Annotated in this window: 12 protein-coding genes; 6 read left to right on the top strand and 6 right to left on the bottom strand. The window is 58.3% G+C overall.

Features of this window, described 5'->3' with window-relative positions:
• The 3 genes from ACJJV2_RS05420 to ACJJV2_RS05410 form a co-directional block, all read right to left on the bottom strand.
• Window positions 1-417, bottom strand: a complete 417-nt coding sequence (locus tag ACJJV2_RS05420) for a hypothetical protein (RefSeq protein ID WP_405278780.1) — start codon at window positions 415-417, stop codon at window positions 1-3.
• A 69-nt stretch (window positions 418-486) separates the two neighbouring features.
• Entirely contained in the window at window positions 487-948 is a 462-nt protein-coding gene (locus tag ACJJV2_RS05415; RefSeq protein WP_043334117.1) for a flavodoxin domain-containing protein, read from the bottom strand.
• Window positions 949-1,315: 367 nt separating this feature from the next.
• Window positions 1,316-3,337, bottom strand: coding sequence for a TonB-dependent receptor domain-containing protein (locus ACJJV2_RS05410; protein ID WP_405278778.1), 2,022 nt, complete (start codon window positions 3,335-3,337; stop codon window positions 1,316-1,318).
• Window positions 3,338-4,054: 717 nt separating this feature from the next.
• Between ACJJV2_RS05410 and ACJJV2_RS05405 the strand changes: the two genes are divergently transcribed.
• From ACJJV2_RS05405 to ACJJV2_RS05390, 4 genes are all read left to right on the top strand, one after another.
• Window positions 4,055-4,963: a LysR family transcriptional regulator gene (locus ACJJV2_RS05405; protein ID WP_043334115.1), complete on the top strand. Its 909-nt coding sequence runs from the start codon at window positions 4,055-4,057 to the stop codon at window positions 4,961-4,963.
• 394 nt (window positions 4,964-5,357) lie between these two features.
• Window positions 5,358-6,128: a hypothetical protein gene (locus tag ACJJV2_RS05400; protein ID WP_405278775.1), complete on the top strand. Its 771-nt coding sequence runs from the start codon at window positions 5,358-5,360 to the stop codon at window positions 6,126-6,128.
• Between the two features lie 244 nt (window positions 6,129-6,372).
• Complete coding sequence (locus tag ACJJV2_RS05395) at window positions 6,373-6,804, top strand: secondary thiamine-phosphate synthase enzyme YjbQ (protein ID WP_405278773.1); 432 nt, start codon at window positions 6,373-6,375, stop codon at window positions 6,802-6,804.
• Between the two features lie 76 nt (window positions 6,805-6,880).
• Window positions 6,881-7,702 (top strand): TIR domain-containing protein, encoded by an 822-nt coding sequence (locus ACJJV2_RS05390; protein ID WP_405278771.1) that lies wholly within the window; start codon window positions 6,881-6,883, stop codon window positions 7,700-7,702.
• 149 nt (window positions 7,703-7,851) lie between these two features.
• Here ACJJV2_RS05390 and ACJJV2_RS05385 read toward each other — a convergent pair whose 3' ends face one another.
• From ACJJV2_RS05385 to ACJJV2_RS05375, 3 genes are all read right to left on the bottom strand, one after another.
• Window positions 7,852-8,325, bottom strand: a complete 474-nt coding sequence (locus ACJJV2_RS05385) for a phosphate-starvation-inducible protein PsiE (RefSeq protein ID WP_107336345.1) — start codon at window positions 8,323-8,325, stop codon at window positions 7,852-7,854.
• 102 nt (window positions 8,326-8,427) lie between these two features.
• Entirely contained in the window at window positions 8,428-9,126 is a 699-nt protein-coding gene (hda, locus tag ACJJV2_RS05380; protein WP_043334111.1) for a DnaA regulatory inactivator Hda, read from the bottom strand.
• Window positions 9,127-9,166: 40 nt separating this feature from the next.
• Window positions 9,167-10,276, bottom strand: coding sequence for an AI-2E family transporter (locus ACJJV2_RS05375; RefSeq protein ID WP_405278768.1), 1,110 nt, complete (start codon window positions 10,274-10,276; stop codon window positions 9,167-9,169).
• A 312-nt stretch (window positions 10,277-10,588) separates the two neighbouring features.
• Between ACJJV2_RS05375 and purM the strand changes: the two genes are divergently transcribed.
• Window positions 10,589-11,671 (top strand): phosphoribosylformylglycinamidine cyclo-ligase, encoded by a 1,083-nt coding sequence (gene purM, locus ACJJV2_RS05370; protein WP_054556274.1) that lies wholly within the window; start codon window positions 10,589-10,591, stop codon window positions 11,669-11,671.
• Window positions 11,668-12,444, top strand: a complete 777-nt coding sequence (purN, locus tag ACJJV2_RS05365; protein WP_054556275.1) for a phosphoribosylglycinamide formyltransferase — start codon at window positions 11,668-11,670, stop codon at window positions 12,442-12,444. Before purM ends, purN begins: the two co-directional genes overlap by 4 nt.
• The last annotated feature ends 57 nt before the right edge of the window (window positions 12,445-12,501 follow it).

Genomic DNA, 12,501 nt, shown 5'->3' with positions numbered 1-12,501 from the left:
TCAGCCTTCCTCACCACGGCGGCGCTGCATCCACATGCTGATCACATGCGCCAGCAGGCCCAGCGTCAGGCCATCGACCAGCACCTCAAGCCCGCCTTCCTGGGGACGGTTGAGCATCGGCGCGGCAAAGTTGAACGCTGCCATCGCCGCCAGCCCCACCACCAGCCAGACCAGCAGACGACGCATCATCGTCGGCACCTTGGCCTTGGCGGTGTCTGACAGCTGGCGATAGATATAGATACCCAGCGCGCTGACGGCGACGGCAAAGCCGACGATCAGCATCAGACGCGTATTCTCGCCACTCATCAGGAAACGCGGAATATTGGCGACCATTACCACCGCCAGACCCGCCAGCACGGAGACGCGCTGCGGCGTCAGGTTGCGGGCACGCGGATGATCAGGATTCAGTTTCGGCATGTGAAGCAGTCTCGATGAAAGAACGGACAACAGAAGAAGCAGGCGGCGGGCCAGCCCACCGCCGCAGGATCAGGCCGTGGCCGGCAGAGTCGGAATCCAGCTCTCGACCCACGGCAGCGCCGCGTCGTCGGCCATGAAGGTTTCCATGGCGTCGATCTCGAGGCGCTCGCCGTGGCGCGTGGCGCCCAGGTCGGCCAGACGCTCATCCAGATGACGCCCCGCGCCACAGTAGGTCTCGCCGTAGGAGCTGTCGCCCAGGGCGATCAGACCGTAACGCAGCCAATCCAGCGCCGGGGACTCGGCAGACAGCGCATTGAGGAAGCCGGTCAGATTGCCCGGCACATCGCCACTGCCGGTGGTGGAGGTGACGAACAACGCCAGATCAGGGCGCGCGTCAGTCAGGTCAGCCAATGTCGGCTGGTCGAGCACCTCGACCGTGTAGCCGGCCTGCTCGAACAACGGCTGAACCTGCTCGGCCACATCCAGTGAACCGCCATACATCGTGCCGACAAAAATCTTCAGAAGCGCCATGCATCCTTCCTTATTCGAACGATCACCCGCCAGCGGCGGGAACGTGAGTGCAGTGCGAAGAGTCGCGCAGACGCTCTCCGACATTTGGTCGCGATGGTAGCACAGCGCGCCTGCGGGACGCAGGCAGCAGGCGGGCCTGGTCTGATGAATCGGTAGCACAGCGTGGCCGCGCGACGCAGGCAGCAGTCAGCAGGAGCTGGCAGCACCGCCCTTCTGTGCGCCCCGCAAACGAAACAGCGCCACCGTGAAGAACACGATGGCGCTGCGAGGGTCTTGCCAGTGAAGCATCCTGCGTTGCGAGCCTGGATCACGATCGCTGGCGATGAATCCCTGTCAGGTGCGAACTTGCGGGTTCAGAGCCTTCTGATCAGAAGCGGTACGCCACTGACAGACGCACGTCACGCCCCGGACTGGTGATGGCGCCCGTCGTGATGCCGCGTGCGCTGTTGGGTTCCAGGAAGTAGGTGTTCTGGTCGGTATATTCCTTGTCGAACAGGTTGTAGATACCGGCCGTCAGCGTCAGGTCCTGCATGTCACGCGGCACCCAGCTGGCGTAGACATCGTGCGTGGCGTAACCGGCGCGCTCGCTCTGATCCTCCGGCAGGTCGGTGAGGCGCTCGTAGGCGGTCACGGTCCAGCCGATCGTCATCTGCGGGTCAACGAAGGTGTAGCGGTTGTCCAGGCTCCAGCGATCACCGGTCTGGTTGCCCAGGCCCATGTCGTCGACCACGGTCTCGCCCTGATTGTCTTCCAGGTCCATGGTCAGGTAGCCCAGCGTCATGTCCCAGCCGCCGATGCCGTAGGTGGCACGCGCCTCGACACCCTTGCTGGTGACGATGCCTTCCATGTTGTAGATGGTGGTTTCGCTGCCGACGGTCTCATCGGTGATGTAGTTGTCGAAGTGGGTATCGAAGTAGGTGACTTCCAGGCCAGCGCGGTCACGCTGGGTGAGGAGGTCATTGCCCTTCCAGCGCGCACCGACTTCGGTGCTGCGCGAGGTCTCGGCCTCGAGACCCGGTTCGACGGTCAGCGTCTCGCCGACACCGACGCCATCGTCGGCCAGGATGGCTTCACGGCCCTTGTTGCCGCGCACTGCCGTGGAGTAGCCGGTGAACAGCTCGACACCGCCGCCGACACGCCAGTTGAGGCTCGCGTTCGGGCTGACATCGGTGTCATCCAGCGTCTCGCCATTGGCGTATTCGGTCTTGTAGTCATCGACACGCGCGCCGAAGGACAGGTCCACCGCGCCGAGCGTCATGCGGTGCTGGGCGTAGAGCGCGAGGTTGCGGGCCTTCTCGTCGAAGCTGCCGGTGCTGGATTCGTCGTAGACATAATCGCTACCCAACGTCAGGCGGTTGTTCATGTCCTCGGGGCCGAAACGGAAGGTGTTGTTCAGGTCACCGCCGTAGCTCTCGACATCGGCGTTCAGCTCAGCGCCGGTGGAGACAGTGGTGCGGTCCAGCTCGGTCTTGGTGTGGAAGACGTTGGTGTGCACGTCCACCAGACGCGAGCCCGGCTCATAGTCATAGTTGGCGGTGTAGGTGTCGCGGCTCAGCTCGGTGTCGACCTTCACGTTGTTGAACGGCTGACATTCCATGTTGGGACGCGTGCAGTAGATGCCGCTGTCCTCGTTGTGCTCGGCACTGATGCGCAGGCTGTGCGCGCCCTGGTCGAGCAGGCTGAACTTGCCGAAGTAGCTGCGCTGATGGCCGCCGGTACCTTCCTCTTCATCACCGCCGCCGGTGCGGTAGTCATCGCTGTTGCGTGCGCTGGTCGAGAACAGCAGGCCCGCGTTCGGCGCGACTTCACCGTAGACGGACAGCGTGCCCTTGACGGCATCTGCCGCGGACTCGGTGCTGCCCTTGACCATGCCGCCGAAGGTCTCGCCCGGTTTGAGCAGGTCCTGGGCATCCTTGGTGACGAACTTGATGCTGCCGCCCAGGGCGTTGGGGCCATTGTCGGCGGCGCCCGGTCCGGCCTGGACTTCAGCACGCTTGAGCAGTTCCGGCTCGATATTGAAGCTGGAGCTGTGGTGGAACAGATAGCCGTTCTGGCTGGCACCATCGACGCTGATGTTGAGGTTGGTGTCTTCCAGACCGCGCACGTAGATCATCTCGGATGAGGCAGTGGTGCCGCCGACGGTGACGGACGGCGTATCACGGAACACATCCTTGAGATCATGCGCCTGATGCAGCGCGATCTCTTCGCTATCGATGACCGCGGTCGCGTTGAGGCGATCGTCCTCGATCTGCAGCGTGTCCATCTGCAGCGTCTCTGCATTGGCAGTACTGGCACACAGCAGCGCAATGGCTGCCACCAGCGGACGCGGAGTGAAAGCAGTGGCGCGGGAAGCGCTGGCTGCCACGCACGGAGAGAGGCGATCGGTCATGAGCGGAGGGTTCCCAAGATTAATAATAATAATGATTCTCTTTGCGAACGAGATAATGCACGCGTTTGCACATTTGCGTCATCAACACTTCCTGCAACGCCGCTCTGCAACTTCTGCAATCAGGCCGCGTCATTTCTCATCACTCACAGCGCCAGATTGTGCCTCAACTGCCAAAAACGGCCCGGTTTGCACACTTTTTCACCCGTGCAGCCACCAAATTCACTTTTTATCACCTGTCTGTCATCAGATACGGAACCATCGCCAGCCACTGACGTCTTAGCCGACATGCCTCGACAAGTGCCTGGCCCACGCAAATTTCTCGCTTCACGGCAGAGTTTCATCCTGCGGAGATCGGATTTGCGCAATGCATGCGACTTTAGATGCAACACTACATCCAGAGTGATATAGTTAGCGTGCTCAGATTAAGGGCGCTTGCTGTCACGCCAAGGCAGTGCCCTGTCATGGCCTCGGCCCTGAGGATATCTGCAGCAGATGCAAGACCTGTCGCCGCGCGCTGAGGTGCTCGGCTGGCAGTGACGGTTGTTGATCGATGAGCGCGTCTTTGCCCGGGGCATCCCCCTGCGGCCTGAGGGGCACGGTCATCGACAGGCAATCCGTTGTGCAGCGACTGGCGCTGCAACGGGCCCGTTTGGCCCGTACAAGGTGGGTGTTTCCCTGACGGCACACCCCGACCCTCTGAACAACCGGACCTATTCGATGAGCGATATCGACGCCTACAACACCTTCCTGATGGTCGCAGACCTCGGCAGCCTGTCCCGCGCAGCAGAACGCCTGCGCCTGCCCAAGTCCACCGTCAGCCGTCGCCTCGACGCCCTTGAGGGCCGTTTCGGCACTCGCCTGGTCGAGCGTGGTCATCGTGGCATTCGCCTGTCAGAAGCCGGCGAGACCCTTTACCGTTACGCACGCTCGATGGCCAATCTCGATGATGAAGCGCACCGCGCCATCGAAGACCGCCAGTCAGACCTCACCGGTACCATCCGTATCCACGCCACGCCGTCGCTGGGTCGTCACTTCCTGGGTCACGCGCTGACCAGCTTCCTGTCGGAACACGAAGGCGTCGATATCAAGCTGAAGCTGTGGCACAACGGTCGCGAGATTCTCGAGAATCAGCCGCACCTGGTGATCGGCTTCCCGCATCTGGCCGGCAGCACCCACGTCTTCCGCCCGCTGACCCACTGGCATCAGGCGGCCTACGCGGCCTCTCACGTCGAGAACCCGGAAGAACTGCCGTGGGGCGAGCTGGAACCGCTGGTGTCCGGCACCTCCCTCTCGCGTCACCCGGAAGATCCGCGCCCGAATCACATCCAGTCCGATGACCTCGAAGTCCTCACCGACTACGTGGCCGATGGCCTGATTCGCGCCGTGCTGCCGACCGACTGGGTCAACACCCTCAGCGAGCGCAACGGCCAGTCCTTCAAGCGTCTGGAATGCAGCGAGATCCCGCCGGTCGAGATCGGCATGCTGCTGCCGCGTGGCCCGATCCCGACCCGCGTGCGCATGCTCGCCGACTGGCTCGCCCGCGAAATCGGCAAGTCAGAGCCGGAGCGCGTCACCGCCAAGGCCGCCCGCCGCACCGTCAGCGAAGCCGCCACTACTGCCGGTTGATGGCAGCATTGCAACGCTGTCTCTCACCCCCGCGGTGACATGAATCAGCGCGGCACGCAGCAAAAAGGCCAGCCCTCAGGGGCTGGCCTTTTGCGTTCTGGCTTGTCATGTTTAGCATGTACTGAATCAACGACAGGCAGGGCTTCTCATGTGGCAACGCGACACTCTCACCCTCTCCGCCCGCAAGCGCGGTTTTCACTCCCAGTCCTAAGCAGGGGGATAAGCTCCAGCCGAGCTCCCCACCAACATTGGCCTATTGCATGCACAACTGTGCAGGCGCTAGAAATCAGAATATGCTTAGTTCCGCACCTACTCCACTCTGATCAACAAATTATTATAATAACTGCATTATAAACCACCATTTTATAAATACTATTCAAGCTCGAGAGTCATTATGGAATCACTAACACAAACAATATCATTGGCAATATCGTTAGGTACAGTATTTATAATATACAAAGCTAATCCAATCTTTAATCATGAACGGCTAAAGATGGAAAAAATAAAATTATATGAGATATTCTCTAATATAGAAAATCTGGATAGCCCGAGCCGACAAGAAGCTTTATATCTTGAGTCGGTATTTCAAATTATTACTGGCTGCTCTGAGCCCTATATTAAAATAAAAAAAATTTTAACAATAGATGACCGCCTTATTTTTTTAGATAACATGAAAAAATTCGGAAGTCTTTTCTTCTATTATAAAAACGGACAGCTTTCTCTTGTTTATCGCAACATCAAAAAACAATTAACAATATTCACCATCGCATTTTATGGATATTTAATATTTGGTCTTGGGATCAACATATTCCTATTGATAATAGGAGGATATGGCAGAGCTTCAGAAGAAACTCAACACATCTCTAGCCAAAATCAAGCATTCGGAATATCCGATATTTTAATTGCAATATCAACTATATCACTATCGATTATATTTCTGTATCACACTAATAAGTCTCAGAAAAAGCTGAGATTAATGATGAAGTTGATAGAGAATGAAAACTCACGCTACGATTTAATATTCAATAGACATCTGCCACCTTACAGAAGGTTTTTTTCTTTTCTATCCACCGGGAATAAAATGATAACAAGAAAACTAAAAAGAGCTACACACAAAAATACAACGAGAATTAGCGGTCTTTTAAAAAGGAGGCATCTTTCTTAGGAAACAGCATCAAAACATCATATCAATCGAGAAATATATTGTCCTAATAGAAAAACAGCCATCAACTGTAGTTATAAAGATTAAAATAGCAGATTACAAACCATAATCACCAAACTGCTGAAACGATCAGATAGTATAACGAAGTGCTACATACCACGAAAAGACCAGCTCCTATGGACTGGTCTTTTGCGTGCTGGCACGTCATATTTAGAACATACTGAATCAACGACAGGCAGGGCTTCTCATGTGGCAACGCGACACTCTCACCCTCTCCGCCCGCAAGCGCGGTTTTCACCTCATCAGTGACGAGGTGGAGCAGGCATTGGCTGAAATGCCGCCGGTCAGTGTCGGCCTCTTGCATGTGCAGCTGCTGCACACCTCCGCCTCGCTGACGCTCAACGAGAACGCCGACCCCGACGTGCGTCACGACATGGACGCCTTCCTGCGCCGCCTGGTGCCCGGTAACCTGCCCTACTTCCGCCACACGCTGGAAGGCGATGACGACATGCCTGCCCACGTGCTCGCCAGCCTGCTCGGCACCCAGCTCACCCTGCCCGTCGAAGCCCGCCGCGGCGTCAACCGCCTCGCCCTCGGTACCTGGCAAGGTATCTGGCTTGGCGAACACCGCGATCATGGTGGTAGCCGCAGGCTGTACCTGACGTTGAGTGGGGAATAAAAATTATCATTTACAACTCTAAAAAACTTTTATATAAAAACTATACACAAAACTATAACTCAACGGGCGAGAAGTCATGTACTATCATGTAGCTATTTCAGAAAAATCGAGCGCTGGCCACGAAGAGTTCAAAGAAAACTTGAGCAAGGATCAACTACTAGATAAATTTATAACGCCTTATGAACAAGGCAAAACAATTATGTTAAATGGCAGAGCAATATACCCCAATGCAATCGAAAGGATAACTATTGCAGAAACCCCCAAAACTCTTGAAAATTACATAGCAGAAATCAAGAGAGAGGATGCGGCTGCAGAGTACCCGATATTTAGTACTCGCCCTTACAATCTTCGCGCCATTCATCGAGCCAACAACATAACAGACGAATACATAAACGGTGAAGCTGGTTACAAAATCCTCAAAGAAAAACCTCACAAAGCCCCTAATGATAACTTATCAAATGAAGTATTCATTGTGCATGGCCATGATGAGCTTGCTCAAGCAAAAGCTGCACGATTCCTTGAGAAGCTAGGATATAAACCTATAATATTACATGAAAAAGCAAGCTCTGGCAGAACAATAATTGAAAAGATTGAGCATTACTCAAATATAGGCTTTGCAATCGTCTTATACACACCAGATGATATCGGCACTCAGAAGTCAGAACCTGAAAACTTAAAATCTAGAGCAAGACAGAATGTAATATTTGAGCATGGCTTCCTTATAGGAAAACTAGGAAGGAGCAATGTGGTAACGTTAATTAAAAACGACATAGAAAAACCAAATGATATAAGCGGAGTTGTATATATTGATCTTGATGATAAAGATGTATGGCAACTTTCGCTAGCCAAAGAAATGAAAGCTTCAGGCTATACCATAGATTTAAACAAGCTTCTATAATAAAAGTCGCAAATGGCATTGATAATTACAACATTTTTCCCTAACCACACAATATTACTCAGATCAGTCCTACCAAGTTTCAACCACAGACCCAAAAGGCCGCGAGTGATCGCGGCCTTTTGGGTCTTAGGAGCTACTGAAACACGGGCTTATCGCGTCGAGTCCTCGTCCCCTACCGTGCCGCCCATTGGGTCGATGGCTTTGCTGGAGGGGTATTTGTAGGAGGCGAAGCGCACGGCGAGTACCGAGAGGGCGAGGAAGAAGATGCCGCCGCAGAGGTAGAGCAGGCCGATATCGGGGGCCTTGTGGTGGGAGACATCGCCGATGAGGTAGCGCGTCAGCGCAGTGATGGCGATGTAGAGCAGAAAGCGTATCGGCAGGTGGTTGGTCTTGAAGTAGATACCGACCATCGCGCCGAGTTCGAGATAGATGAACAGCAGCAGGATGTCATCGACGCTGGCCGAGCCCTTGGCGAACATCTCGAAGAAGGCCGATACCGAGGCGATGGCAATCGCGCCGCCGATGGCGAACAGGCCGAGATAGTGGAAGCCTTCGACCAGGAAGTTGCCGATCGAGTTGGCTTGCTTGTGCATGCGCTCCCGATGCTTGTCTAACCTGTTCATGCCGCGTGTCCTCAGACAGAGATGATGGAAAGAGACTGCAATATCGGTGCCGCGGTCGTGATGAAGGCAAGATTGGGCCACCGGGCCCGCGCAGGCGTTGCCCTACCAGCCGAGCGTCTGCTTGACGAAGGGAATGGTCAGCTTGCGCTGGGCGGAGAGCGAGGCGTTGTCGAGTTCGCTCATCGCCGCGAACAGGCCCGGCAGGCTGCGCGGCCCACGATGCAGGATGTAGCGGGCGACTTCGTCGGGCAGTGCAAGGCCGTGGTCACGTGCACGCAATTTGAGCGCTTCGAGGCGCTGGGCGTCATCCAGCCCCGAGAGGTGGAAGGTGACGCCCCAGGAAAGCCGCGAGGCGAGATCCGGCAGGATGACGGGCAGCAGACGCGGTGCGCAGCTGGCGCTGACCAGCAGGTGCCGCCCGCCGTCGCGCAGGCGGTTGTAGAGGTGGAACAGCGCCTCCTCCCAGCGCTGACGACCGATCACCACATCGAGATCATCAATGGCGACCAGGTCCATCTCGTCCAGCCCTTCGAGCATGTGCGGCGGGAAGTGACCCAGCTCGTTGAGCGGCAGATAGAAGGCACGCTTGCCCTGCTCGCCCGCCAGATGACAGGCCGCCTGCAACAGGTGGCTACGCCCACTCTGCTCGCCGCCCCACAGATAGACGAAGGGCTCCCCGCCGTCGGCAAGCTGCCCCTTGAGGGCCTCCGCCAGCGAGGTCGAGGTGAAGTGGTAGTTGTCGAAGGTCGCGGCGTCACGTACCCCGACACCGAGTGCCATCTGTCCCTGAGTCATTGCCATCCGTCATGCTGATTGTTGTTGCCGTGATCTCGTCTCTCGATCACTGGGTATCCTCTGCCGCCGGCGGCGCTGGCTGATCTGCTGCCACCGCGGGGCGAGAATCACGCTGTTGGTCATATAAAGTACTGTTTTTATAGCGATCATGCAGATAACGCAAGAGCACCATGATCACGGCCGCCACCGGCAGGGCCAATAGAATGCCGGTAAAGCCGAACAGCTGGCCACCCGCCATCACCGCGAAGATGACCGCGACCGGATGCAGGCCGATCTTGTCGCCCAGCAGCAGCGGCTGCAACACCACGCCTTCCAGCAGCTGACCGAGCGCGAAGACTCCGCCGACCGCCAGCAGTGCCCACCACTCGCCGAACTGGAAGAAGGCCACCGTCGCCGCGATCAGGATACCCACGATGACGCCCAGATACGGCACGATACTGGCAAGCCCCGCCACCAGGCCGATCAACAGCGCGAACTTGAGCCCGATGACCGCCAGGCCAATGGCATAGACGATGCCCAGACTCAGCATCACCAGCAGCTGCCCGCGCAGGAAGGCGCCCAGCACCTCATCGCAGTCATGCGCCAGACGCGTGGCGGTGGGCTCCATATGGCGCGGCAGCAGGCCCTGCAGCTTCTCCTTCATGCGGTCCCAGTCGAGCAGCAGATAGAAGGTGACGACAGGAATCAGCGCCAGATTGCCCAGCCAGATGGCCATCGCCAGCCCTGACTTGGAGACGGTGCCCAGCAGCGCGGCGGCGAAGGTGCCGGTCTCTTTCCAGTTGCCCAGCAGCAGCGAGCGGACCTGATCGAAGTCGGCGCTGAAATCCAGCCCGGTGAACGACTGGATTTCCGGCAGCACCGTCTCGCGTATCCAGTTGAAGACCACCGGCATGAAGCTGATCAACTGCGCCAGCTGACGCCCGAGCAGCGGCACCAGCACCAGCAGTGCGATCAACAGCACCACCGAAAGCACGCTGAACACCAGCGTGACCGCCAGATGGCGCGACAGGCCCTTGTCTTCCAGCCAGTCGGCCAGCGGGTCACCCAGATAGGCGAGAATCATGCCGATGAAGAACGGCATCAGAATCGGTTCGAGCATCACCAACAGGCCGAGGAAGGCCACGCCTGCGGCCAGCAACCACCATTTACGCTGCATCTTCACTCCTTGAGACAAGCCGTGGGGCACTCGTGACGGCTGACTGCCGACGGCGCACGCATCACCCATTGTTGCCTGTCGCCGAGTTACCCACAAGACACGCGCCGCTCACGCGTCTGACATTGCCTCCCCCGGCGCCACCCAAGGTGCGACAAGGCCTGCCATGACTGGCGTGGCGGCCTTTTCACATTTTGATGAGGTTTTGTGAATCGGCACAGTGTCAGCCGCGAAGCGCAATGCTACAATGGCCGCCTTTCTTTTCCCGCGATCGATCGTGTCTCACCGCCCAGGCCGCACCGACAGGAACCTCACATGACGCAACGCCCCCAGGACTCCTCGCCCAGCAAGACTTCCTTGAGCTACAAGGATGCAGGTGTCGATATCGATGCAGGCAACGCCCTCGTCGAACGCATCAAGGGGGTCGCCAAGCGCACTCACCGCCCGGAAGTGATGGGTGGTCTGGGTGGCTTCGGCGCCCTGTGCGAACTGCCGGCAGGCTACCGCCAGCCCGTGCTGGTCACCGGCACCGATGGCGTGGGCACCAAGCTGCGCCTGGCCATGGACCTCAACCGTCACGACACCATCGGCATCGATCTGGTCGCCATGTGCGTCAATGATCTGGTGGTCGCTGGCGCCGAGCCGCTGCAATTCCTCGATTACTACGCCACCGGCAAGCTCGACATCGACATCGCCGCTGACGTCGTCACCGGTATCGGCGAAGGCTGCCTGCAGTCCGGCTGCGCGCTGGTCGGCGGCGAGACCGCTGAAATGCCGGGCATGTACGAAGGCAGCGACTACGACCTCGCCGGCTTCTGCGTCGGTGTGGTCGAGAAGTCCGAGATCCTCGACGGCAAGAAGGTCGGCGCAGGCGACGTGATTCTGGGTCTGGCCTCCTCCGGCCCGCACTCCAACGGCTACTCGCTGATCCGCAAGATTCTCGAAGTCGCCGATGCCTCCCTGCTGGAGCAGGAAATCGACGGCCAGCCGCTGGCTGACGCCCTGATGGCGCCGACGCGCATCTACGTCAAGCCGCTGCTGTCGCTGCTCAAGGAAAGCGGCCTGTCCGTGCACGCCATGTCCCACATCACCGGTGGCGGCCTGCTCGAGAACATCCCGCGCGTGCTGCCGGAAGACTGCACCGCCGAGATCGACGTCGCCAGCTGGAAGCGTCCGGCGGTCTTCGACTGGCTGCAGCAGCAGGGCAACGTCGAAGAACACGAGATGCACCGCGTGCTGAACTGTGGTGTCGGCATGGTCGTGGTCGTCGCTGAATCCGACGCCACCGCCGCGCGCGCTCACCTGGAAGCCCAGGGCGAGACCGTCTTCACCCTCGGCAGCATCCGTGCCCGCAACGGCATGGAAGAGCAGGTCCAGCTGGAGAATCTGTCCGCATGATCGAACCGAATACCAACGCCTCCAACGGTGACACTCTCGGCGGCTTCGGCAACGGTTTCGAGGCAGACGATGCGCCGGTTCGCCCGCGCGTCGTGGTACTGATTTCCGGCAGCGGCAGCAATCTGCAGGCGCTGCTGGAAGCACAGGAACACGACGAGCTGGGCGGCGACGTGGTCGCGGTCATCTCCAACAAGGCCGATGCCTACGGCCTGGTGCGTGCGCGTGACGCCGGCGTCGATGCCGTGGCGCTGCCGCATGAGGAGTATGAGTCCCGCGAGCATTATGACGCCGCGCTGATCAAGGTGATCGAGCGTCATGAACCGGACCTCATCGTGCTGGCCGGCTTCATGCGTATCCTGTCGCCGCTGTTCGTGCAGTACTTCTTCGGGCGTCTGATGAACATTCACCCGTCGCTGCTGCCGGCCTGGCCGGGGCTCGATACCCATCGCAAGGTATTGGAAGCCGGCGAGAAGGAACACGGCGCCAGCGTGCACTTCGTCACCGAGGAGCTCGACGGTGGTCCGGTCGCGATCCAGGCCGTCGCCAACGTGCTGGAAGGCGATGACGAAGCCAGCCTCAAGGAGCGCGTGCACACGCGTGAGCACCTGATCTACCCGATCGCGGTGCGCTGGTTCCTCGAAGGCCGCCTGAAGCTCGACGGTGAAGTGGCCAAGCTCGACGGCCACAACCTGCCGGTGGGCGGTCTGCGCCTCTCCCACGCCGATGTGGAAGAAGAGCTCAGCGATGAGCTGCCGGAAGGCGAAGAAGACTGATCAGTGACGTTGCCTTGCTGGCAAGGCCGACTGAGCTGATAGCAAGCTGATAGCAAG

The sequence above is a fragment of the Cobetia sp. Ld8 genome (assembly GCF_045066615.1).
In the GTDB taxonomy this organism is placed as follows: Bacteria; Pseudomonadota; Gammaproteobacteria; order Pseudomonadales; family Halomonadaceae; genus Cobetia; species Cobetia amphilecti.
This window is presented reverse-complemented; position numbering and strand designations above follow the sequence as displayed.